Source organism: Arthrobacter sp. 05L428, assembly GCF_056397665.1.
In genome coordinates this window covers 1-20,810 of record NZ_JBFTNW010000008.1, presented here as the reverse complement: position 1 = coordinate 20,810, position 20,810 = coordinate 1, and the positions used below count along the sequence as shown (strand labels likewise).

Annotated in this window: 24 protein-coding genes; 17 read left to right on the top strand and 7 right to left on the bottom strand. The window is 67.3% G+C overall.

The genetic code is table 11. The features are described 5' to 3' along the window. Nucleotide 1 precedes the first annotated feature (1 nt). The 5 genes from AC1DH3_RS14055 (at nt 2) to AC1DH3_RS14035 (ending at nt 6,528) form a co-directional block, all read left to right on the top strand. The gene (locus AC1DH3_RS14055) at nt 2–1,504 is read left to right on the top strand and encodes a bifunctional phosphatase PAP2/diacylglycerol kinase family protein (RefSeq protein WP_476909569.1); all 1,503 of its coding nucleotides are present in this window, start codon (nt 2–4) and stop codon (nt 1,502–1,504) included. Between the two features lie 132 nt (nt 1,505–1,636). Continuing rightward, nucleotides 1,637–2,581, top strand: coding sequence for an ABC transporter ATP-binding protein (locus AC1DH3_RS14050; RefSeq protein WP_476909568.1), 945 nt, complete (start codon nt 1,637–1,639; stop codon nt 2,579–2,581). 3 nt (nt 2,582–2,584) lie between these two features. Beyond that, entirely contained in the window at nt 2,585–3,490 is a 906-nt protein-coding gene (locus tag AC1DH3_RS14045; protein ID WP_441419159.1) for an ABC transporter permease subunit, read from the top strand. A 239-nt stretch (nt 3,491–3,729) separates the two neighbouring features. Continuing rightward, complete coding sequence (locus tag AC1DH3_RS14040) at nt 3,730–5,172, top strand: amino acid permease (RefSeq protein ID WP_441419160.1); 1,443 nt, start codon at nt 3,730–3,732, stop codon at nt 5,170–5,172. Between the two features lie 24 nt (nt 5,173–5,196). Further along, nucleotides 5,197–6,528 (top strand): M18 family aminopeptidase, encoded by a 1,332-nt coding sequence (locus tag AC1DH3_RS14035; RefSeq protein WP_476909567.1) that lies wholly within the window; start codon nt 5,197–5,199, stop codon nt 6,526–6,528. Here the strand turns inward: AC1DH3_RS14035 and AC1DH3_RS14030 are convergent. After that, nucleotides 6,525–7,211: a DUF1345 domain-containing protein gene (locus AC1DH3_RS14030; RefSeq protein WP_441419162.1), complete on the bottom strand. Its 687-nt coding sequence runs from the start codon at nt 7,209–7,211 to the stop codon at nt 6,525–6,527. The two genes, AC1DH3_RS14035 and AC1DH3_RS14030, sit on opposite strands and share 4 nt — an antisense overlap. Nucleotides 7,212–7,459: 248 nt before the next feature. On the opposite strand from AC1DH3_RS14030, the gene rpsF reads away from it, so the two are divergent. The 7 genes from rpsF to AC1DH3_RS13995 all read left to right on the top strand — a co-directional run bounded on the left by rpsF (nt 7,460) and on the right by AC1DH3_RS13995 (nt 11,426). Beyond that, nucleotides 7,460–7,765 carry a 30S ribosomal protein S6 gene (gene rpsF, locus AC1DH3_RS14025; RefSeq protein ID WP_056428835.1) on the top strand — a complete coding sequence of 102 codons (306 nt, stop codon included), beginning with the start codon at nt 7,460–7,462 and terminating at the stop codon, nt 7,763–7,765. 54 nt (nt 7,766–7,819) lie between these two features. Beyond that, entirely contained in the window at nt 7,820–8,401 is a 582-nt protein-coding gene (locus tag AC1DH3_RS14020; RefSeq protein WP_441419163.1) for a single-stranded DNA-binding protein, read from the top strand. Between the two features lie 125 nt (nt 8,402–8,526). Beyond that, the gene (gene rpsR / locus AC1DH3_RS14015; protein ID WP_003800144.1) at nt 8,527–8,766 is read left to right on the top strand and encodes a 30S ribosomal protein S18; all 240 of its coding nucleotides are present in this window, start codon (nt 8,527–8,529) and stop codon (nt 8,764–8,766) included. Nucleotides 8,767–8,783: 17 nt separating this feature from the next. Beyond that, a complete protein-coding gene (gene rplI, locus AC1DH3_RS14010) occupies nt 8,784–9,236 on the top strand; it encodes a 50S ribosomal protein L9 (protein ID WP_441419164.1) in 453 nt (150 codons plus the stop codon). A gap of 116 nt (nt 9,237–9,352) precedes the next feature. Beyond that, nucleotides 9,353–10,207, top strand: a complete 855-nt coding sequence (locus AC1DH3_RS14005) for a PhzF family phenazine biosynthesis protein (protein WP_476909566.1) — start codon at nt 9,353–9,355, stop codon at nt 10,205–10,207. 173 nt (nt 10,208–10,380) lie between these two features. Further along, nucleotides 10,381–11,007, top strand: a complete 627-nt coding sequence (locus AC1DH3_RS14000; protein WP_476909622.1) for an FMN reductase — start codon at nt 10,381–10,383, stop codon at nt 11,005–11,007. 32 nt (nt 11,008–11,039) lie between these two features. Further along, the gene (locus AC1DH3_RS13995; protein ID WP_476909565.1) at nt 11,040–11,426 is read left to right on the top strand and encodes a TFIIB-type zinc ribbon-containing protein; all 387 of its coding nucleotides are present in this window, start codon (nt 11,040–11,042) and stop codon (nt 11,424–11,426) included. Nucleotides 11,427–11,442: 16 nt separating this feature from the next. Here the strand turns inward: AC1DH3_RS13995 and AC1DH3_RS13990 are convergent, their stop codons facing one another. Then, nucleotides 11,443–12,018 carry a hypothetical protein gene (locus AC1DH3_RS13990; protein ID WP_441419167.1) on the bottom strand — a complete coding sequence of 192 codons (576 nt, stop codon included), beginning with the start codon at nt 12,016–12,018 and terminating at the stop codon, nt 11,443–11,445. A 3-nt stretch (nt 12,019–12,021) separates the two neighbouring features. Beyond that, the gene (locus AC1DH3_RS13985; RefSeq protein ID WP_441419168.1) at nt 12,022–12,489 is read right to left on the bottom strand and encodes a hypothetical protein; all 468 of its coding nucleotides are present in this window, start codon (nt 12,487–12,489) and stop codon (nt 12,022–12,024) included. A gap of 764 nt (nt 12,490–13,253) precedes the next feature. Between AC1DH3_RS13985 and dnaB the strand changes: the two genes are divergently transcribed. Beyond that, the gene (gene dnaB, locus AC1DH3_RS13980; protein ID WP_175323067.1) at nt 13,254–14,636 is read left to right on the top strand and encodes a replicative DNA helicase; all 1,383 of its coding nucleotides are present in this window, start codon (nt 13,254–13,256) and stop codon (nt 14,634–14,636) included. On the opposite strand, the gene AC1DH3_RS13975 is transcribed toward dnaB, so the two are convergent. Together AC1DH3_RS13975 and AC1DH3_RS13970 are read right to left on the bottom strand one after the other, a co-directional pair. Further along, the gene (locus tag AC1DH3_RS13975; RefSeq protein ID WP_476909564.1) at nt 14,633–15,607 is read right to left on the bottom strand and encodes an acyl-CoA thioesterase; all 975 of its coding nucleotides are present in this window, start codon (nt 15,605–15,607) and stop codon (nt 14,633–14,635) included. The two genes, dnaB and AC1DH3_RS13975, sit on opposite strands and share 4 nt — an antisense overlap. 192 nt (nt 15,608–15,799) lie before the next feature. Then, on the bottom strand, nt 15,800–16,234 hold the full coding sequence (locus AC1DH3_RS13970) for a DoxX family protein (protein ID WP_476909563.1): 435 nt from the start codon (nt 16,232–16,234) through the stop codon (nt 15,800–15,802). A 144-nt stretch (nt 16,235–16,378) separates the two neighbouring features. Here AC1DH3_RS13970 and AC1DH3_RS13965 point away from each other — a divergent pair, with 144 nt between their 5' ends. From AC1DH3_RS13965 to AC1DH3_RS13955, 3 genes are all read left to right on the top strand, one after another. After that, the gene (locus AC1DH3_RS13965; RefSeq protein WP_441419171.1) at nt 16,379–17,746 is read left to right on the top strand and encodes an MATE family efflux transporter; all 1,368 of its coding nucleotides are present in this window, start codon (nt 16,379–16,381) and stop codon (nt 17,744–17,746) included. Between the two features lie 9 nt (nt 17,747–17,755). After that, on the top strand, nt 17,756–18,349 hold the full coding sequence (locus tag AC1DH3_RS13960; protein WP_441419172.1) for a hypothetical protein: 594 nt from the start codon (nt 17,756–17,758) through the stop codon (nt 18,347–18,349). Nucleotides 18,350–18,434: 85 nt separating this feature from the next. Continuing rightward, the gene (locus AC1DH3_RS13955) at nt 18,435–18,782 is read left to right on the top strand and encodes a hypothetical protein (RefSeq protein ID WP_476893496.1); all 348 of its coding nucleotides are present in this window, start codon (nt 18,435–18,437) and stop codon (nt 18,780–18,782) included. Here the strand turns inward: AC1DH3_RS13955 and AC1DH3_RS13950 are convergent. Next, nucleotides 18,779–19,321, bottom strand: coding sequence for a CGNR zinc finger domain-containing protein (locus AC1DH3_RS13950; RefSeq protein ID WP_476909562.1), 543 nt, complete (start codon nt 19,319–19,321; stop codon nt 18,779–18,781). The two genes, AC1DH3_RS13955 and AC1DH3_RS13950, sit on opposite strands and share 4 nt — an antisense overlap. A gap of 165 nt (nt 19,322–19,486) precedes the next feature. On the opposite strand from AC1DH3_RS13950, the gene AC1DH3_RS13945 reads away from it, so the two are divergent. Further along, entirely contained in the window at nt 19,487–20,437 is a 951-nt protein-coding gene (locus tag AC1DH3_RS13945; RefSeq protein ID WP_476909621.1) for an EamA family transporter, read from the top strand. Nucleotides 20,438–20,522: 85 nt separating this feature from the next. Here the strand turns inward: AC1DH3_RS13945 and AC1DH3_RS13940 are convergent, their stop codons facing one another. After that, a complete protein-coding gene (locus AC1DH3_RS13940; RefSeq protein WP_476909561.1) occupies nt 20,523–20,789 on the bottom strand; it encodes a hypothetical protein in 267 nt (88 codons plus the stop codon). Between the last annotated feature and the right edge of the window lie 21 nt (nt 20,790–20,810).

Sequence of the window (20,810 nt, the reverse complement as noted above, 5' to 3'; positions counted from 1 at the left end):
AATGCGAAGCATACTGGGGAAAACGCCGCGCCGACTGGAGAAGCTGGACCGTCGACTGGTCCAGTCCCTCTCACGGGTTCCCGGCGGCGGCCACGACGACTTCTTCCGGCGGCTCTCCGCGGCCGCCAATAAGGGCAAGCTCTGGTTCGGGATTGCCGCGGTGATGGCGCTCTTCCCCGGCAAGACCCGGCGTGCTGCCCTGCACGGCGTGCTGGCGCAGGGTGTGGCCTCCGCGGTGACCAACCTTGTCTTCAAGACCCTGCTGCCCCGGGCCCGGCCGCTGCCAGAGCACCTTCCGGTCTTCCGCTTCGTTCATCCGCAACCGAGCAGTTCCTCCATGCCTTCCGGGCACTCCGCGTCGGCCGCCGCGTTCGCCCTCGGCGTGGGGCTGGTCCGGCCGGCGCTCGGCACCGCGCTGGCACCCGTCGCCGCCGGCGTCGCCTACTCCAGGGTGCACACGGGGGCGCACTGGCCCTCGGACGTCTTCTTCGGCTCCGCGATCGGGGCGGGTGCGGCCCTCGTGACGAGGAAGTGGTGGCCGGTCCGTCCCCCGTTCCCCGCGGTTCGGCGCACCCCCGTCGGAGCTGCCGCACTGCCCGACGGCGAGGGGCTGGGCATCGCGGTCAACACGCTCGGCGGCTCATACGCCGATGAGACGGCCGAGGCCCTGCAGAAAGTATTCCCTAAGGCGTATATAAAGGAAATTGCCCCCGACGAGGATGTGGCGGCTGGAATCGAGGTGGTGGCAACCCTTCCCGGCGTCGTTGCCCTCGGAGTCTGGGGCGGAGACGGGACGGTGGGCACCGCCGCGGCGGCCGCCGTCGAGCATTCCTTGCCGCTGCTGGTGCTGCCGGGCGGAACGCTCAACCATTTCGCCCGTGACGCGGGCACCGGCACCCTGAAGGCCGCCGTCGAGGCCGCCGCCAAAGGGGAGGCGGCGCGAGCGGACATCGGGCACGTGTCGGTAGAACGGGGGCTGCCGGACAGTCCGGAGAAGCTGGAGCTGTCGATGCTGAACACTGCCAGCATCGGCCTGTACCCCAACCTGGTGCGCCGGCGCGAGCAACTCCAGCCCGCGCTGGGAAAGCCGCTGGCCGGCGTCGTCGCCATGTTCCGGACCTTCGCCGCGGGCACCCCGAGCACCCTGGTCGTGGACGGGGTGCGGCACAAGCTCTGGATCCTTTACGTCGGCCGCGGGCGCTACTACCCCCGCGACCATGCCCCGCTGGTCCGGCCGGTGCTGGACGACGGCGTGCTGGACCTGCGCATGATCACGGCGGACGAATCCTTTGCCCGGCTGCGCCTGCTCTGGTCGGTGCTGACCGGAACCGTGGCGACCTCCCGGATCACCCACCTGCGCGAAGCCAGCCGGATCCGGGTGGAACCGGGCGACACGACCATGGTGCTGGCGGTGGACGGCGAAGTCATGCCGGGCGTCCGCGCCGTCGAGTTCTCGGTCAAGCACGGCGGGCTGGTGTACTACTCCCCGCAGCCGGAGGGCTGAGCGGCGGCCATGCAGCCATTGTCCGGATTACCCTGATTCAGCCCTGAATCAACCCTTAAAGCGGCGCATTCGCGCGGCGGCGTCGGTAGCGTGGTGGGTACACAACCACACGCGACGCAAAGGAACGCTTCCATGATCGAAGCACGAGGCCTGACCAAGGTATACGGCGAAAAAACCGCCGTCGCCGGAGTCAATTTCACCGTCGAGGCGGGCCGGGTTACCGGCTTCCTAGGACCCAACGGAGCGGGCAAGTCCACCACGATGCGCATGATCATGGGACTGGACCGGCCGACGTCGGGCTCCGTCACGGTCAACGGGGTGCCGTTCAACCGGCACCACGCGCCGCTGCGGGACGTCGGTGCCCTGCTGGACGCCAAAGCCGTCCACACCGGCCGCTCAGCCTACAACCACCTGCGGGCCATGGCCGCCACGCACAGCATCCCGAAAAAACGCGTGCACGACGTCATTGAAATGACGGGTCTGGCCGAGGTCGCCAGGAAGAAGGTGGGCGGCTTTTCCCTCGGCATGGGCCAGCGCCTCGGCATCGCCGCCGCCCTGCTCGGCGACCCGCAGACGATCATCCTGGACGAGCCGGTCAACGGACTGGACCCGGAAGGCGTCGTCTGGGTCCGCAACCTGGTCAAATACCTCGCCTCCGAGGGCCGCACCGTGTTCCTGTCCAGCCACCTGATGAGCGAAATGGCGGTCACCGCGGACCATTTGATCGTGATCGGACGGGGCCGGATCATCGCCGACGCGCCGATCCAGGAGATCATCACCGGCAAGGGCCAGGGGCGCACCCGCGTCCGCACCGACCAGCCGGACCAGCTGATGCGCCTGCTGGCAGGCACCGGCGTCACCGTGCAGGTGCAGGACAACGAACTCCTCGAGGTCACCGGGCTGGAGCCCCGGCAGATCGCCCGCACCGCCCTCGACAACCACGTCATGATCTACGAACTCACCCCGCTCCGGGCCAGCCTCGAGGAGGCCTATATGGAACTGACCAAGGATGAGGTCGAATACCACTCACTGATCACCACGGGCGGCCACGCCCCCGCCCAGGCCGGAGGCAACTAAGCCATGAGCTCGACCACCCTTGAACCCAATCCCTCGAGCCGCGGGCCGCGCTCCGGCGCTGCAAACAACCAGGCAGGCGACCGGACCGGCGACAGCCTCAGCACCGGCCCGGGACCCAGCTTCCTGCGCGTCCTGAACTCCGAAGTCATCAAGTTCCGCACGCTGCTGTCCACCCTGATCCTGCTCGGCGCCACCATCGCCGTCATCATCGGGGTGGGAGCCCTTGCCGCCTGGGGCATCGGCCAGGCGCTGCAGGCCTCCAACTCCGATCCGCAGCGCTCCGCCGCGCTGGCCGCGCAGGGCGACATCGCCGCGTCGGCGCCCAGCGCCGGCATCTCCTTCGCGCAGCTGATCCTTGGCTCACTGGCCGTCCTGATAATCAGTTCAGAGTTCACCACGGGAATGGCGCGGTCCACGTTCACCGCCGTCCCGAAGCGGATTCCGGCCTTGACCGCCAAGCTCCTTGTTGTTGTGGTCTCCGCGTTCCTGGTCACGGCACTTTCGCTCTACCTCGCCGGCCTGGTGGCGGTGCCGATCCTGGACCAGTACGGCCACACCCTGGACGTCTCCAGCGGGCACTACTTCCGGACGCTGCTGGTCAACAGCGCCTACGTTGCCGCCGTCGCTGCGATCGGGATGGCCCTCGGCGCCCTGATCCGGAACTCCGCCGGCGGCATCATGACGCTCGTGGGCATCTTCTTCGTGCTGCCGATCGCGCTGCAAATTATCCAGGGCGACTTCGTTACGGAACTGCGCAAATTCATCCCGTCGAACACGCTGGCACCGTTGACCGCCGCCGAACACGTCCCGGACACGCTGGAAAGCTGGCAGGCCGCCCTGGTCCTTGGCGCGTGGGTGGTCATTCCGATCGTGCTGGCCGGCATCCTGCTCAAGAAGCGGGACATCTAGTCCGAAGCAGTGGTTTCAGGCACATTTCAGAATTGCCTCCCAGGCAACATCCTTTGCCTGGGAGGCTCTATGGCTGGAGGTCCGTCCCATTTTGGGGGGCGTAATCTGTGTGACTGCACACAACTAAGCCTCTCTGCGGCGGTCTAGGGTGAAACGACATTGTGGTCCGCCGCACATCCTTGCCTGGCATCGCCGGCACTGGGGCGCGGGCCAACACCACCCACGAAGGACGGCGCTTCATGCAGGCTGACCAGCAACTCTCCAAATCCCTGAAACCCCGGCATCTGTCCATGATCGCCATCGCCGGCGTCATCGGCGCCGGCCTCTTCGTCGGCTCCGGCGCCGCCATCCAGCAGGCCGGCCCCGGCATTCTGGTGGCCTACCTGGCGGCAGGGCTCGTGGTCATCCTGGTGATGCGCATGCTCGGCGAAATGGCCGCCGCCAACCCCGAAACCGGATCGTTTTCCACCTACGCGGACAAGGCGCTGGGCCGCTGGGCGGGCTTCAGTATCGGCTGGCTCTATGCCTGGTTCTGGATCATCGTGCTCGGCATCGAAGCCACGGCCGGCGCCGCGATCATGCACCGCTGGGTTCCCGGCATCGACCAGTGGATCTGGGCGCTGGTCCTGATGGTGCTCCTCACGCTGACCAACCTGGGTTCGGTGAAGTCGTACGGCGAGTTCGAGTTCTGGTTCGCCTCCATCAAGGTCGCCGCGATTGTGCTGTTCCTGCTCTTCGGCGTCGCCGCCATCCTGGGCCTCGTCCCCGGCGTCCCCGCTCCCGGCCTGGACAACCTGACCGGCAAGGGCGGCTTCATGCCGAACGGTCCCGGCGCGGTGCTGGCCGGCATCCTGGTGGTCGTGTTCTCCTTCTTCGGCGCCGAAATCGCGACCATCGCCGCCGGCGAATCCGAGAACCCGGTCGACGCCGTCAAAAAGGCCGTCAAATCGACCGTCTGGCGCATCCTGGTGTTCTACATCGGCTCCATCGCCATCGTCGTGACCCTGCTGCCCTGGAACTCCGCCTCCGTGGCGAAGAGCCCGTACGTCGCCGTGATTGAACTCTTCGGCATCCCCGGCGCCGGCACCATCATGGACATCGTCGTGCTGACCTCGGTGCTGTCCTGCCTCAACTCGGGCCTCTACACCGCCAGCCGCATGCTCTTCTCGCTCTCCCGCCGCGGCGACGCGCCCCGCACCTGGATGCGCATCTCCAAGCGCGGCGTCCCGGCCGCCGCGGTGCTGGCCTCGACCGTCGTCGGCTTCATCACCGTGGGCCTGAACTACATCGCCCCGGACACCGTCTTCCTGTTCCTGGTCAACACCTCCGGCGCCATCGCGCTGTTCGTCTGGCTCGTCATTTCGGTCTCGCAGCTGATCCTCCGCCGCCGGATGGGCACCGCCGCCCGGGATCTGGAGCTGAAGATGTGGCTGTTCCCGTACCTGACCTGGCTCGCGATCGTCAGCATCGTCGCGCTGCTGGTGGGCATGGTGGTGCTGGACACCACCCGTGAATCGCTGCTGCTTTCGCTGGCCCTGGCCGCCGTCGTCGTGGGAATCGGTCTCTGGCGCTACCGCAGGCACGGCGCCTCCCCGGTGGCAGCACCCCAGCCCGCAGGCCTCCCCGCCGACGCCGAAACCCGCAGCGAGGATGCCCCCGCCGGCGTCGGCCGGTCCAAGTAAGCCCGCGGCGCTAGACTCGGAGCCATGCCTTTCTCCGCCACTGCTGCAGACCACATCCAGGACCTCGGCGCGTATGTCAGCGCGTCGCCGTCGAGCTTCCACGCCGTCCACGAGGCCGCCCGGCGGCTGGACGAAGCGGGGTTCACCGGCCTCGACGAACTGCAGCAGTGGCAGGGGGTCGGCGACGCCGGGTCGGCGGGGAAGTTCTACGTGATCCGCGACGGCGCCCTCATCGCCTGGGTGGTGCCCGCCGGCGCCGGACCCACCACGGGGTTCAACATCCTCGGCGCGCACACCGATTCGCCGTCCTTCAAACTCAAGCCCAAGCCCACCACCGGCAAGTTCGGCTGGCTGCAGGCCGGCGTCGAGGTCTACGGCGGTCCGCTGCTGAACTCCTGGCTGGACCGCGAACTGCAGCTTGCCGGGCGTCTGGTGATGCTGGACGGCACCCAGCACCTCACGGCCACCGGGCCGTTGCTGCGCTTCCCGCAGCTCGCCATCCACCTGGACCGGGCCGTGAACGAGGGCCTGGCCCTGGACAAGCAGCAGCACATGAATCCGGTCTTCGGCCTCGGCGATCCGGCCGGCGAGGACCTGCTCGGCCTCCTCGCCGAGCGGGTTTCCGGTGCCACCGTGGATCCCGCGCAGATCGGCGGTTACGACGTCGTCATCGCGGACACGCAGGCCCCGGCGGTGTTCGGCGCCAAGGGTGAATTGTTCGCCTCCGGCAGGCTCGACAACCTCTCCGCCACGCACGCCGGCCTTACCGCGCTGATCGCGCACGCCGCCGGTGAGGTGCCGGTGGACGGGCCGATCGCCGTGCTGGCCGCCTTCGACCACGAGGAAATCGGCTCCGCCTCGCGCTCCGGTGCCTGCGGCCCGGTCCTCGAGGACATCCTGGTCCGCATCTCCGACGGGCTGGGTGCGACGGCGAGCCAGCGGCGGCAGGCGTTCGCGGCGTCGTTCTGTGTTTCCGCCGACGCCGGCCACGCCGTGCACCCCAACTATGCCGAACGCCACGACCCGGCCAACCGCCCGGCCCTGAACGGCGGACCGCTGTTGAAGATCAACGCCAACCAGCGCTACGCCACGGACGCCGCCGGGGCAGCGCTGTGGGCCAGGCTGTGCACCGATGCCGGGATCCCGTACCAGGAGTTCGTCTCCAATAACGTGATGCCCTGCGGTTCGACAATCGGCCCGCTGACGGCCACCCGGCTCGGGATCAGGACGGTCGACGTCGGCGTCCCGTTGCTGTCGATGCACTCGGCACGCGAGCTGTGCGGCGTCGAGGACCCGCACCGGCTGGCGACAGTCACGGAACTGTTCTTCCGCACCGCCTCCCAGCCGGCTGCCTAGGACCCGGCGAGGCCAATCACGAGGTTGACGGTGGCGGCAAGGATGACGGTGCCGAACAGGTAGGACAACAGGCTGTGTTTGAGCGCCTCGGCCCGGATTGCATGGTTTTCCAGGGCAGTGTCCGACACCTGGTAGGTCATCCCGAGGCTGGTGGCGAGGTACGCGAAGTCGGTGTACTGCGGCGGCTCGGCCTGGTTGAAGTTGATGCCGCCCACCGCTGCCCCGGCCCGAAGCTCGGTGCTGTAGTAGAGGCCGGCATAGCGGACCGTGAAGAGTGTCTGCACGAGCATCCACGACAGTGCAACGGAGGCCAGCGCCAGCAGGCCGCTGCCAAGCCGCGATCCGCCGTTGTTGCTGTGCGAGTCGAGGACGACGGCGGCCACAGCCGCCAGGCTGGCGACGTTGGCGGCGAGGATCATCAGATCCGTGACGCTCCGGGACGGATCCTCCAAGGTGGCGTGGGCACGTGTATCGGCGGCGTCCAGCGGACCGATCACAATCCAGACCCAGAGCACGTAGGTGAGGGCGGCACTGCTCCAGGCGATCGCCGGGGCTTCCACCCAGTGTCCGGAGAGCCCCGACGCTGTGGCGGCGAGCAGTCCTGCCAGCACCATCACAGCAAACCGCAGTCGGCTGCGGTGGACGGGGGATGCGAGGGAACGGGGGGCGGAACCGGTGCTCATTCCCCGATCATGGCACAAGCGCCCATGCGGTTATCCACAGCGCCGCCGGGGAGCTTCCACCGACGGCGCGACGAGTCTAGGGTGGCGGGACAGGAAATCGCGGAAACTGCCCCGGATGCACTAAGCTATTGAAGTCTGTGCTGCGCCCTGCCTCCGTTCCGGGGGCGATGCGCCGCGCAAGCACCGCAAATGAACCTCCTGTTACGGAAATGCCGTAACCGCTTAGCCCAAAGGAGGTGGGTTCACATATGCGTCCTTACGAATTGATGGTAATCATCGACCCCGAGGTCGAAGAGCGTACCGTTGAGCCAACGCTTCAGAAGTTCCTGAACGTCATCACGACCGATGGTGGAACCATCGAAAAGGTTGACATCTGGGGCCGTCGTCGCCTGGCTTACGAAATCCAGAAGAAGTCCGAAGGTATCTACGCCGTGGTGAACTTCACCGCTGAGCCGGCTACCGCCAAGGAACTTGACCGCCAGCTGAGTCTCAATGAGACCATCATGCGCACCAAGATCACCCGCCCCGAAGAGCAGAAGGTTGTTGCTGAGTAATTCAGCTCTACCCTTCAATCTTTAACCCCGCAGGAACGAACAAGGAGGACGTAGATGGCAGGCGAAACCACTATTACGGTCATCGGTAATCTCACCAATGACCCCGAACTGAGGTTCACACCGTCAGGTTCGGCAGTAGCGAACTTCACCATCGCTTCTACGCCCCGCACTTTCGACCGCCAGTCCAATGAGTGGAAGGACGGGGAAACCCTGTTCCTCCGCGCATCGGTATGGCGCGAAGCAGCCGAGAACGTCGCCGAGTCCCTCACCAAGGGCATGCGCGTCATCGTTTCCGGCCGCCTGAAGAGCCGTTCCTACGAAACCAAGGAAGGCGAGAAGCGCACCGTTATCGAGCTTGAGGTCGACGAGATCGGCCCCAGCCTGCGCTACGCCAACGCCAAGGTCAACCGCACCCAGCGCTCCGGCGGACAGGGTGGTCAGGGTGGCTTCGGCGGCGGCAACAGCGGCGGTAACAGCGGCGGTTTCGGTGGCAACTCTGGTGGAAACCAGGGCGGCAACTCCGGCGGAACCTGGGGCGGCAACCAGCCCGCAGCGCAGGACGACCCCTGGGCAACGCCCGGGGTCAGCAATGCAGGCGGCTGGGGCAACGGCCCGGATTCCGAACCTCCCTTCTAAACAACATCTAAGGTCCGACGTCGTGACCCGCGAGGCAGCCGCACGGCAGCCCCGCGATGACCGCCGCGGATCACCACCATCCCGTGGATCAATATCCACGGGCTCCATCGAATAGGAGCTCCACGATGGCTAAGGCTGAACTCCGTAAGCCCAAACCAAAGTCCAACCCCTTGAAGGCCGCTGACATCACTGTCATCGACTACAAGGACGTAGCATTGCTGCGCAAGTTCATCTCCGACCGCGGAAAGATCCGCGCCCGTCGCGTCACCGGCGTCACGGTGCAGGAACAGCGCAAGATCGCACAGGCAATCAAGAACGCCCGCGAAGTTGCTCTGCTGCCTTACTCCGGCGCTGGCCGCGGCTAAGGAAGGGATTAACTAACATGGCAAAGCTCATTCTGACCCACGAAGTAACCGGTCTCGGTGCTGCTGGCGACGTTGTCGAGGTCAAGGACGGTTACGCACGTAACTTCCTGCTGCCCCGCAACTTCGCCCTGACCTGGTCCAAGGGCGGCGAGAAGCAGGTTGAGTCCATCAAGGCTGCCCGCGCCGCTCGCGAGCACGCTTCCCTGGAAGACGCTCAGAAGCAGGCCGCAGCACTGCAGGCCAAGCCGGTCAAGCTCGTTGTCAAGGCTGGCGAGACCGGACGCCTGTTCGGCACCGTCAAGCAGGGCGACGTGGCGGACGCTGTTGAGGCCGCCGGCCTCGGCCGCATCGACAAGCGCAAGGTTGAACTGCCGGCTCACATCAAGTCGACCGGTTCCTACCAGGCCAACGTCCGTCTGCACGACGACGTTTCCGCTGTGATCGAACTCGACGTAGTTGCAGGCAAGTAGTCTTTTCGACTAACTGAACTGCCGGGAGGCCCCCGCGTCCGGATTCCTTTGGGAAGCCGGACGCGGGGGCCTTCTGCGTTGCCAGCCCGGCGGGGTGCCGGTGATAGCCTTCGGCAGTGACTCCGACTACCGCACCCCGTCTCCGCCCCTTCACCCAGGTGGACGTCTTCAGCGCCGAACCTTACCGCGGGAATCCGCTGGCCGTCGTCCTCGACGCCGGGGACCTCGACGCCGACGCCATGCAGAGGTTTGCCAACTGGACCAACCTCTCCGAGACCACGTTCCTGCTGCCGCCCACGCACCCCGACGCCGACTACCGGGTGCGGATCTTCACCGGCAGCGAAGAGTTTCCCTTCGCCGGCCATCCCACCCTCGGCTCGGCCCATGCCTGGCTCGAGGCGGGCGGCGTCCCGCTGCACGACGGAATCCTGGTCCAGGAATGCGCGGCCGGGCTGGTCCGGGTCAAGCGCGACGGCGGCCGCCTGGCCTTTGCCGCCCCGCCGCTGACCCGCTCCGGACCGGTGGCCGAGACGGACCTCGCCCGCATCGCGGCCGGCTTGCAGATGCCCCGGGAGGCGCTCCTGGACTCGTCCTGTCTCGTCAACGGCCCGGAATGGATCGGAGTGCTGCTGGACTCCGCGGAGCAGGTGTTGGCCATCCGGCCCGACTTCGCCGCAATGGCCGGACTCAAGGTAGGCGTGATCGGCCCCCATCCCGCCGGATCCGAGGTCGGCTTCGAGGTACGCACCTTCATCCCGGGAGACGCGGCCGCGGAAGACCCGGTCACGGGCAGCTTCAACGCCGGTGCGGCCCAGTGGCTGATCGGAGCCGGCCGGGCGCCGGAGTCCTACCTTGCGGCCCAAGGGACCGTGCTGGGCCGCGCCGGCCGGGTCTACATCGAGACGACGGGGGACGACGTCTGGGTCGGCGGGAACTCGATGAGCTGCATCGAGGGATTTGTCCTGCTCTAAGTGGCGCGGGGAGCCGTCGTTGCTCTGTCAGATATGGCTGCTATTCGGCGGTCAAAAGGACCCGAAGTGATAGAGCAGCGGGGGAGGGAATAAAGAGGGCCGGCCGACCCTTCTACAGGTAGATGCAAATGCATATAGTTACCGAAACCGTGGACCAGCTACAGGAGCACACCGTGGAAAGCCGCCGCATTACCGTTATCTCCGCCGGACTTGGCGTCCCGTCGTCGAGCCGCCTGCTCGCAGACCAACTGGCGGCCTCCGCTGAACGCCAGCTCGCCGCGGCCGGCTACTCCGTGAGCGTCGACGTCGTCGAACTGCGCGACCTGGCCGTTGAGATCGCCAACAACTTCGTGACCGGCTACGCCGCGCCGCGCCTGGCGGAGGTGATCGCCGGGGTGGAGGCCTCGGACGGCATCATCGCGGTCAGCCCGGTCTTCAGTGCGTCGTACAGCGGGCTGTTCAAGTCGTTCATCGATGTGCTGGATCCCAAGGCGCTGGACGGCAAGGCCGTCCTGCTGGGCGCCACGGGCGGCACCGACCGGCACCAGATGGTGCTGGACTACGCCATGCGTCCGCTCTTCAGCTACCTCCGCACCCGGATCGCGGCCACCGGCGTCTTCGCAGGCCCGCAGGACTGGGGAACAAGCGGCGACGGCGGCTCACCGCTTTCCGCGAGGATTGAGCGGGCGGCAGGGGAGTTCACCGGCCTGCTCGAAGGAGCGCAGCCGCGCCCGCGGCAGGCGCCGCTGGAGTCGCTGCCGTTCGAGCAGCTGCTCGCCGGGATCTCCGGCCGCAACTGAACTTATTCGGCGCGCCGTTCGTTGTTCGGGACATGAAATGTCCTGTGGATTCCGTAGACCTGGTAATGAGCGAACGAAGCGGCGTGGAGATCGACTACTGCCCGCAATGCCGCGGAGTGTGGCTGGACCGCGGCGAGCTCGACAAGATCATCGACCGTGCGGCGGAGGGCTTCGGCGCCTCCGCCCCGTCTCCTCCAGCCGCACCGCCGGCGGCGGCACCGACTCCCCCGGGACACATCCCGCCGCCGCTCTACGCCCCGGAACCGCGCCGGGACGACCGCCGACCGGATGACCGGCGCTTTGACGACCGCCGCCATGACGAACGCCGGGACCGGCCCGGCTACGAGCAGCCGCGCTACGACGACCGACGCCGGCCCAAGAAGAAGGAGGGCTGGCTGGGGGAGCTGTTCGACTTCTAGCGTCCGCCGCCGCCCCTCACTCCTCAAGCAGTGCGATGAACTCCTGGGCCTGCTTGAGGGAGATGTCCGAGTGCCGGGTCAGCGCGGCCGCTGCTGCCTCGGTGTCGCCGCTCTTGGCCAGGGTGCGGATCCGGCCGTAAATCTCGTCGTTGAGCATATTGCTACTGACCTCGCGGGTGACGTCGCCCTTGCTGGCGATCGCCCGGTAACGGTAGGGAAAGCGCTGCGGTGCGTCCTCGTCGTCGTCGTGGGCGGGCTGCTCGGGCGCCTGCCGGGGACGGTAGGGCTGGGGGTGGGCCGCCAGGGCGCCCACCGCGTCCCGGGAAGCCCGGAGGCCCTCGCCGGTGGCTTCCAAGTACAGCTTGATGGCCGCCATCGCCTGACCCTGGGCAATCAGGGCGTATAGGCGCCGGTGCTGCTCCTGATCCAGCCTCGCGGCGGCAGTGCGGGCAAGCTCCGCTGAGTTGCGGACGGGCTGCGGCGACGCGTCCTGCGGAGTTTGCGGCCGACGGCGCCCGATCGCACGTGCGGCAACTGCGACGCCGAGGCCCACGAGAACGAGGATCAGGATGGGGACTAGCAGGGCTTCCATGGACTACAGCCGATCTACGTAATTCTTGGCGGTCAAAAGATCTGAGTGGGTGGCCTGCCTCAGCAGCTTGATGGCTTGGACCTTGTGGCCGGACCGGGCCAGGGCCTGGAGCTGCAGCGTGAACTGGGGATTCAGCTGGCCGCCGGGCAGGACCGCGCCGGGGTAGCCCGGCTGCGTCCTGTCGCTAAAGGGGCCCCGGCCGCCTTGCAGGGCCGCGCGGGCGTGCTCAGCCTGCTGCGACTGCTGCTGTTCGTTCTGGCTGGGGCGGGTCGCGGCATCCACCCGGGCGCGGGCCGCTGTGGCAGCCTTCACCTGGGCCTCGTAGTGGGCGCGGGAGCGCATGGCCAATTCCAGCTGGTAGCGCTCCGCGTCGGAGATACCGAAATTACGCGGCTTCAATGCCGCGGCGACTGCCCACAGCACGCCCGCGAGGATGAGGGCAGGCAGTATGACTATCAAGACATCGCCCATGGCCACAGCTTATGCCAGATGGCAGTTATCCACAGCATATTCGAGGTGTCGCATACAGGCCGTGCCCACGAGCGTCAATTTGCCGGCGTCCGGGTGACAAGCATCACAGAATTCGCATATTTGACCACTCCTGTGGCCCATGCGGCCAGCCGCTATCCCCAGCCGCCAGCCGCAAGCTGTGGATGAAGCTTGGCGAAAATAGTTTTTCATCCACAAGTAGAAACGGGTGTTTCCGCAGGTCAGGTAGCTATTACGGGTGAAAGAATTCTTCTATCCACAGGGGTTCCCACAGGCTGTGCACAAGCACGGGCCAGTAGTCCACAAGTTATCCACAGGAACGCCGGCTGGGCGGGTTGGTGCGGGCCCGATCGGGGGATAACGTAGCGGGAGACCAGGTTGTCGGCACCGAAATCCGGCCCCGGCCGCAGGCCACCGCCGCAAGCCGCATTCCGGCGGCGCAGCGGTAACCCCTGCGGCCGGAACCGCGGCGGTCCGGCGTGGTGGACGAGGCGGGTTTTGGATGAGGCGGTTATGCATAAGGCGGTCAGCGGCCCCGCAAGCTACCGCCGGTGCCGCTCAGCAGGACTGCCGCAGCCCGGGTGCCAGACAAAGTGTCGGAGCCTGCTGCTAGTAATGAACCGGTGGAGGCCTGCCGGATCAACGCCATGGCATCACAACACGGCACCACAACACGCACTACAACAGATGGCCTAAGCGCCGCCGGCGAATAGCATTCCGCCGGCACACAATGAAGGACGGCAGTTTTGTCAGTTACGCATCTGGACTCGGTCGAGGGCACTCGGGGAGCCGAAGGCAGCCGCAAGCCGCCGCAGGACATCCCCGCGGAGCAGTCCGTGCTGGGCGGCATGATGCTGTCCAAGGATGCCATTGCGGACGTCGTGGAGATCCTCCGCGGCCAGGACTTTTACCGCCCGGCGCACGAAACCATCTACGAAGCGATCATCGACCTGTACGGCCGCGGTGAACCCGCCGATGCCGTCACCGTCTCGGACGAGCTGACCAAGCGCGGCGAAATCAACCGGATCGGCGGCCCGGCCTACCTGCACGAGCTAATCCAGACCGTACCCACCGCCGCGAACGCCGGCTACTACGCCGAAATCGTGGCCGAACGGGCCGTCCTGCGCCGCCTGGTCAACGCCGGCACCAAGATCGTTCAGCTCGGCTACGGGCAGGACGGCGAGGTGGAGGACCTGGTCAACCAGGCCCAGGCCGAGGTCTACGCCGTGGCCGAACGACGTACCGCCGAGGACTACGTCGTCCTCAAGGACGTGATGGAATCCACCGTGGATGAAATCGAAGCGTCCGGGCACCGTGGCGAAGGCATGGTTGGTGTCCCCACCGGTTTCTACGAACTCGACGAGTTGACCCACGGCCTGCACCCCGGCCAGATGATCGTCATCGCCGCGCGCCCCGCCGTGGGTAAATCCACCTTCGCACTGGACTTCGCCCGTTCCGCGGCGATCAAGAACAACCTCGCCACCGTCATGTTCTCCCTGGAAATGGGGCGGAACGAGATCGCGATGCGCCTGCTGTCCGCGGAGGCCACGATCGGGCTGCAGGATCTGCGCAAGGGCACCATCAAGGACGAGCAGTGGTCCAAGATCGCCACCACCATGGGCCGGATGAACGACGCTCCGCTGTTCATCGACGACAGCCCCAACATGTCCCTGATGGAAATCCGCGCCAAGTGCCGCCGGCTGAAGCAGCAACACGACCTCAAGCTGGTCATCCTCGACTACCTGCAGCTCATGAGCTCGGGCAAGAAGGTCGAATCGCGCCAGCAGGAAGTCTCGGAGTTCTCCCGCGCCCTGAAGCTGCTGGCCAAGGAACTCCAGGTCCCGGTGATCGCGCTCTCGCAGCTGAACCGTGGCTCCGAGCAGCGCCAGGACAAGCGCCCCATGGTCTCCGACCTCCGAGAGTCCGGTTCCATCGAGCAGGACGCCGACATGGTCATCCTGCTGCACCGCGAAGACGTCTACGACAAGGAGTCTCCGCGCGCCGGCGAAGCCGACATCCTCATCGCCAAGCACCGTAACGGTCCCACCAAGGACATCGTGGTCGCATTCCAGGGCCACTACTCCCGCTTCGCCAACATGGCGGGCGACGCAGGCGGCGGGGGCTTCTAGGGCAGCGCCTTCGGGAGCAGGTGGTTGGGCAGTCGGTTTCCGGGTGCCCGGCCCCGGATCTCGAGCAGCGCCCGGGCATGGGCGTGCAGGCGCTTGTCCTCCTCGGACACCGGAACCCACTGCGGGATCGGGACCGAGGTTCCGCTCTCGTCGCGGGCCACCATGACGGTCAGGCAGTACGTGGTGAGGTTCAGTTCGTGCCCTTTGGGATCCCCGGAGCGGACATGGACGGCTATGTGCATGCCCTTTGTTCCCGTGTAGACCAGCCGGGCCTCCACCTCCACCAGGTGACCGATCAGCAGCGGCCGGTAGAACCGCACGCCGCCGGAGAAGACCGCCACTGTGTCCTTCCCGCAGTAGCGTGAGGCACAAACGTAGGCCGCCTCATCGATCCACTTCATGACGATTCCGCCGTGGACCTTGCCGCCCCAATTCACATCCGTGGGGGCGGCCATGAACCGCAGCGTGACGCGTTCGGCGGTTCCGGCGTCGGTGTACTCCTGGCCGCTCATGGCTTCGACGATATCCTCGCGGACCTTGATCCGGGCCAGCGCATGCTCGCGCTGCTCAATTTCCGCCGGCGTCGTCGGTTCGAACTGCGGCACCGGAATCGGCTTGCCGTCCTCGCCCACCGCTACGAAGATCACCATGCACTGGCTGCGCATCGTGGCCGGCCCGCCCTTGGGATCGCCGGAGGAGACCACGGTGCGGATGTGCATCGAGGACCGGCCGGTGTAGACGATGGTTGCGGTAACTTCGACCATGTCGCCGCTGTTGACCGGATCCGCGAAGTGGATATTTCCCACATAGGCGGTCACGCAGTAGGACTTCGCCCAGCCGACGGCGGCGGCATAGGCAGCCTTGTCCACCCACTCCAGGACCGTGCCCGCGTCCACCGAGCCGCTGTGGCCCACGTCCGTGGGGGCGGCCAGGAAGCGCAGGGTGACGGCGTTGGCGGAAATCTCGCTCATGGAAGCGAGTGTACTGACGGTCCGCCGAACCGTCGCCGGCGCCCGACACAAACCCGGCTCCGGCCGCCACAGACGCCGCCACGGGCGCCGCCACAGACGCCGCTGTGAGTACGGCGCCGGCGGCCGGGGACGACGGCGGGCGGCCACCAAGAAGTGACCGCCCGCCGTCGAACGCTGTTACTGCAGCCGCGCCTAGGCCAGGGCGCTGAGCCTGGAGCCGGTGCGGCCGAAGACGGCTCCATCCACGGAGACCCTGCCAGCACCGACGAGCGCCACGGCCAGGGCCGCGGCGGCCAGGATCAGCACCAGCTCATAGCCACCCGCAGCGACAAATATTCCCGCCGAGGCATGAACCAGGAAGAGGGCGCCCAGCATATCGACTGCCAGCAGCAGGGCGAACACGCGGGTGAGCACGCCGAGGATCAACGCAATGCCGCCGGCCAGCTCCAGCGTGGCGACGGCCGGTGCGACAAGGTTGGCGGCCGGGACGCCCATCTGGGCAAAGGCGGCCTGGGTTCCCGGGATGGTGAACTCGCTGAATTTCTGCCAGCCGTGGGCGGCAAAGAGGAATCCGGTGACGACGCGCAGGATGGTGCGGGCAGTGGTGGTGAGCGTGGGCTGGTTCATGGAAATACCGTTCTAACGTCTGGCAGGGGGCTGCCGGAGATGGCAGCCCGCACAGGTTTAGTTGAAGATTCAACTTCAAGTGTTCCGGTGCATAGTTGAAATGTCAACTAATGCGAAGCCGTGCGGCGCCGCTAGGGTGGTTCCGTGCCCGCCTCCGCCCCGACTCCCGCAACACTTCCGCCGCCGGCAACCCGGCGTCGGGAAATCCTCCGCCTGGCCGTGCCGGCTTTCGGGGCGCTGATCGCCGAGCCGCTCTTCCTGCTCGCGGACTCCGCGATCGTGGGGCACCTGGGCGTGGCCCAGCTTGCCGGCGTGGGACTGGCCTCGGCGGTGCTGCATACCGCGGTGGGGCTGATGGTGTTCCTCGCCTATTCCACAACCCCCGCCGTCGCGCGCGCGATCGGCAACGGCCAGCTGCCCAGGGCACTCGCGGCCGGGCGTGATGGAGTCTGGCTCGCGCTGCTGCTGGGCGTCGGACTCGCCGCGGCCGGGTTCTTCGCCGCCGAACCTCTCCTGGACCTGATGGGCGCCCGCGGCGAGGTGCGATCCTTTGCCGTGGATTACCTGCGCTGGTCCATGCCGGGCCTGGTGGCCATGCTGCTCATCTTCGCGGGTACCGGAGTGCTGCGGGGCCTGCAGGACACCCGGACTCCGCTGGTCGTGGCGGCCGCCGGCTTCACCGTAAACATCGTGCTGAACCTCTTCCTGGTCTATGGGCTGCAGCTCTCCGTCACCGGGTCGGCCCTGGGCACCAGCATTGCCCAGTGGGCCATGGCCCTGGTCTACGTCGTGATGGTGCAGCGCAATGCCCGCAACCACGGGGTGACCCTGATCCCCGACTGGCGCGGCATCCGGTCCCTGGCCAGGGTGGGGTCATGGCTGATGCTGCGGACGCTCAGCCTGCGCATCGCGATCCTCGCCACGGTGGTGGTCGCCACGGCCCAGGGGCCGGTGAACCTCGCCGCCCACCAGCTCGCGATGACCGTCTTCACCTTCCTGGCCTTTGCCCTAGACGCCCTCGCGATCGCCGCCCAGGCCCTGATCGGCAAGGAACTCGGCGCCTCCCGCCCGGCGGCGGTGCGCGAGCTCACTGGAACCATGGTCCGCTGGGGGCTCGGCTTCGGGGTGCTGACCGGACTCCTGCTGGCCGCCGCGGCGCCGTGGGCGGGGCAGCTGTTCACCCCCGACGCCGGGGTCCGGTCGGCCCTCACGCTCGCCCTTTGGGTGCTGGCCGCCGGGCAGCCGATCGCGGGCTATGTTTTTGTCCTTGACGGTGTGCTGATCGGCGCCGGGGACGCGCGGTACCTGGCGATTGCCGGCGTCGTGAATCTTGCCGTCTACCTGCCGCTGCTGCTGGCGGTCCGGCTGTCCGGGACCGCCGGCGGTGCGGCGCTGCTCTGGCTCTGGGCGGCCTTCTCGCTGGGCTACATGCTGGCCCGCGCTGTCACCCTCGGGCTGCGGGCGCGCACGGACCGGTGGATGCTGCTCGGCGCCCACGGAGGCACCCACTAAACTGGGCAGGTGACTTTCCCCGCAGACCCCCAAGCCTCGACTGCCCTGCCCGCCGCCCCGGACGTGTGGAAGCCCGTGCTGCTCCGGGCCGCCATCGCGCTGGCGTTCGGCGCCGTGACGGTTTTCTGGGCAGCGCCCCCTGTTGCCGGCATGGGCTGGGCCGGGGGCCTTTATCTGCTCGCCACCGGGCTGGTGCTGCTCTGGAGCGTCAAGAAAACCGGTTTGCAGCACGGAGGCCGGACTGCCAAGGTCCTGGCCGCCGCGGGGGCCGTCCTGACCGGAACCGGCGCAGCCGTGGCACTGCTCCCCGGCAACCTGGTGTTCGGCATCATCGGCGCCCTCGGCCTGGGTCTCGCTGGCGCCGCGGAGCTCTACCTGGGCATGGCCGAGCGCCGCCGCTCCGTCCTGGCACGGGACTGGACCGCCTCCGGAGTGATCGGGTTGGGCGCCGCCGTGGCGCTGCCGTTCTTCATTGACCTCGGCCCGCACGCGCTGCTCGGCGTGGCCGGCGGAGGCGCGATCATCAGCGGGGTGCTGTGGACCCTGGCCGGGCTGACCCTGCGCCATGATGCGCGGGACGTATCCGCCGAGGCCGTAAACTAGTAGGAACAGGTTCTACCTTGCGTAGAACAACCGCAGTATCACGACTGCCACGCCAAGCCGGCGTTGGCGGCAGGAGGAAAGCACCTTGGCAGAACAGAATTCAGGAGAACGCCGCAGCCTGCGGACTTCGGTCAAGGGTCCTCTTATGTTCTCCGCGTTCTGGGCAGTGCTTGCCTTCTTCGCCGTCCTGATCTTCGCCTCCGGGGGCAGCGCCAAGGCCCCCCGCTTCGATTTGGCTTTTACCGGCGCCGGCATCGCCTTCATCGTGACCCTCGTGATTGCGGCCATGCTCTCGATGAGCTACAAGGACAACGCCGAGCACCTCGGCAAGGGCTCCGGCGTCAACCTGAGCTCCAGGAAGCCGGCCTCGTCCTTCGGCGGACACGCCGCCGAGCCGTCCCCCGACGCCGACGAGCGCGGCGACATCCGCTAGGACGCCGCTTTCCGCGCCCGGTAGGCCGCGACGTGTGCGCGGTTGGCGCAGTTTCCGGTATCGCAGTAGCGCTTGGAACGGTTCCGGCTGAGGTCCAGCACGACGGCGTCGCAGTCGTCCGCGGCGCAGACCAGCATCCGGTCCATTTCCTTGCTGCGGATCACATCCACCAGCGCCATCGCGGCCTCGGTGCTCATCCTGTCGGCCAGCGGCGCCTCGGGTGTGGTCGCGTGCAGATGCCAGTCCCAGCCGTCGTGCTTCATCAGCTGCGGCAAGGCGTGGGCCTCGCGCAGCAGGCGGTTGACGGTGTCCACGGCGGTGCCCTCATCCGCCAGCCACAGCTCGGCGAGTTCGCCGCGCAGCCGGTGCACGCTGGCCAGCTCGGCGGCATCCTGGGTCCGGGAACCGCTGAAGCCCTCGGCGGTGAGGAAGCGGTCCAGGTCCGCGACGGTGGCCAGTCTTTCCTCCCCGTTCGCCGCCGTGTTGATCAGGCCGACCACCGAGCGCAGCGCAACCTCTGTGTCAGGTGCAAAAACCATCTTGACTCCTTACGTCGCCCGGGCGTACTGTCATGACCATAACCCAACTTTACTCCTGACAGGAGGCAGCCCGTGTCTGCCGCACGCCGCCCCGCCGGGGCTCCGGCCAAGAACCGCCCACAGCTCCGCCCCGCCGATAAGCCGACGCCGGACGCTCCGGGCTTCCTGGCCTCGGGCTTGGGAGTGGCCCTGTTTTCCTCGGCGGTGTTCGGTCTTTCCGGCTCCTTCGCCAAGGCGCTGTTGGAGACCGGCTGGACGCCGGGCGCCGCGGTCACCGCCCGGCTCACCGGAGCCGCGCTGGTCCTGGCCGTCCCGGCCGTTCTCGCCCTGCGCGGCCGCTGGCACCAGCTCCGCGACAACTGGCTCACCGTGCTGTTGTTTGGCCTGATCGGTGTCGCCGCCTGCCAGCTGTTCTACTTCAACGCCGTCGCCCGGCTTTCGGTGGGCGTCGCACTCCTGCTCGAGTACCTCGCCCCGGTGATCATTGTGCTGTGGCTCTGGGCGGCGAGCCGGAAACGGCCGCGGCCCCTCACTGTGGCAGGAACGTTGCTTTCCCTCGCCGGCCTGGTCCTGGTCCTCGATCTCACCGGGGCGGTAAAGATCGACGTGGTCGGCGTGTTGTGGGGCATCGCGGCCGCCGTCTGCCTGGCTATCTACTTCTTCATCACGGCCAAAGAGAATGACACGCTGCCGCCGATCGTGCTGGCCTCCGGCGGCCTGATGGTGGGTGCGCTGGTCATGTGGCTGGCGGCGGCCACGGGGCTGCTGCCGATGGTGGCCAGCACGGCCGACACCAGGTTCGGAGCCTGGGTCACGCCCTGGTGGGTGCCGCTGCTCGGGCTGGTGACTCTTGCCACCGTGCTCGCCTACGTCTCCGGCGTCGTGGCCGCACGGGCGCTCGGTTCGAAGGTGGCATCCTTCGTCTCGCTCACCGAGGTGCTGTTCGCCGTCATCTGGGCCTGGCTGCTCCTGGGCGAACTCCCGGGCCCCGTCCAGCTCCTGGGCGGCCTGCTGATTGTCGGCGGCGTGGTGCTGGTCCGGCTGGACGAACTGCGCGTCCCCGCCCGGCTGCCCGCCGAACTCGACCACGCCAACGACGTCGAGCCCGTTCCCTGAGGGACGGGTCCGGCTGCCAAGCGAACCGCTTTAAACGAACAGCCCGGACGCGGTTGCGTCCGGGCTGGTCTGGAAAGGGTTCCGGCTAGCGCGAGGAGGCGCTTTCCTGCTCGGTGGCGTTGCGGTTGGCCTGCTGGCTGGCCTGCTGCAGCGCCTGGGACACCCGGGTGAGGGCCGCAACGTGCTCGCCGTTCCACTCGTTGCGGAACTTCTCCGCGTCCGGTCCCAGCCACTGGGTACCGGCCAGGACCTTGGTCAGCATCGACCTCTGGTTGTCGATCTCCTGAGAACCGGCCTGCAGCTTCGTCCCAAGAGTCTTGAGCTGAGCAACATCTGCACCCCAAATAGCCATTCGAAAAAACTCCTTAGTTCA

Excerpts from the sequence above, each read along its gene's own strand:
- rpsR (WP_003800144.1), top strand. The coding sequence starts at position 8,527 with ATGGCTAAGGCTGAACTCCGTAAGCCCAAACCAAAGTCCAACCCCTTG.
- AC1DH3_RS13990 (WP_441419167.1), bottom strand. The coding sequence starts at position 12,018 with ATGGAAGCCCTGCTAGTCCCCATCCTGATCCTCGTTCTCGTGGGCCTC.
- AC1DH3_RS13950 (WP_476909562.1), bottom strand. The coding sequence starts at position 19,321 with ATGGTTTTTGCACCTGACACAGAGGTTGCGCTGCGCTCGGTGGTCGGC.
- AC1DH3_RS14055 (WP_476909569.1), top strand. The coding sequence starts at position 2 with ATGCGAAGCATACTGGGGAAAACGCCGCGCCGACTGGAGAAGCTGGAC.
- AC1DH3_RS13970 (WP_476909563.1), bottom strand. The coding sequence starts at position 16,234 with ATGAACCAGCCCACGCTCACCACCACTGCCCGCACCATCCTGCGCGTC.
- AC1DH3_RS13985 (WP_441419168.1), bottom strand. The coding sequence starts at position 12,489 with ATGGGCGATGTCTTGATAGTCATACTGCCTGCCCTCATCCTCGCGGGC.
- AC1DH3_RS13940 (WP_476909561.1), bottom strand. The coding sequence starts at position 20,789 with ATGGCTATTTGGGGTGCAGATGTTGCTCAGCTCAAGACTCTTGGGACG.
- AC1DH3_RS13975 (WP_476909564.1), bottom strand. The coding sequence starts at position 15,607 with ATGAGCGAGATTTCCGCCAACGCCGTCACCCTGCGCTTCCTGGCCGCC.
- AC1DH3_RS14035 (WP_476909567.1), top strand. The coding sequence starts at position 5,197 with ATGCCTTTCTCCGCCACTGCTGCAGACCACATCCAGGACCTCGGCGCG.
- AC1DH3_RS14045 (WP_441419159.1), top strand. The coding sequence starts at position 2,585 with ATGAGCTCGACCACCCTTGAACCCAATCCCTCGAGCCGCGGGCCGCGC.
- rplI (WP_441419164.1), top strand. The coding sequence starts at position 8,784 with ATGGCAAAGCTCATTCTGACCCACGAAGTAACCGGTCTCGGTGCTGCT.
- rpsF (WP_056428835.1), top strand. The coding sequence starts at position 7,460 with ATGCGTCCTTACGAATTGATGGTAATCATCGACCCCGAGGTCGAAGAG.
- AC1DH3_RS14030 (WP_441419162.1), bottom strand. The coding sequence starts at position 7,211 with ATGAGCACCGGTTCCGCCCCCCGTTCCCTCGCATCCCCCGTCCACCGC.
- AC1DH3_RS14050 (WP_476909568.1), top strand. The coding sequence starts at position 1,637 with ATGATCGAAGCACGAGGCCTGACCAAGGTATACGGCGAAAAAACCGCC.
- AC1DH3_RS14020 (WP_441419163.1), top strand. The coding sequence starts at position 7,820 with ATGGCAGGCGAAACCACTATTACGGTCATCGGTAATCTCACCAATGAC.
- AC1DH3_RS14040 (WP_441419160.1), top strand. The coding sequence starts at position 3,730 with ATGCAGGCTGACCAGCAACTCTCCAAATCCCTGAAACCCCGGCATCTG.
- AC1DH3_RS13995 (WP_476909565.1), top strand. The coding sequence starts at position 11,040 with ATGAAATGTCCTGTGGATTCCGTAGACCTGGTAATGAGCGAACGAAGC.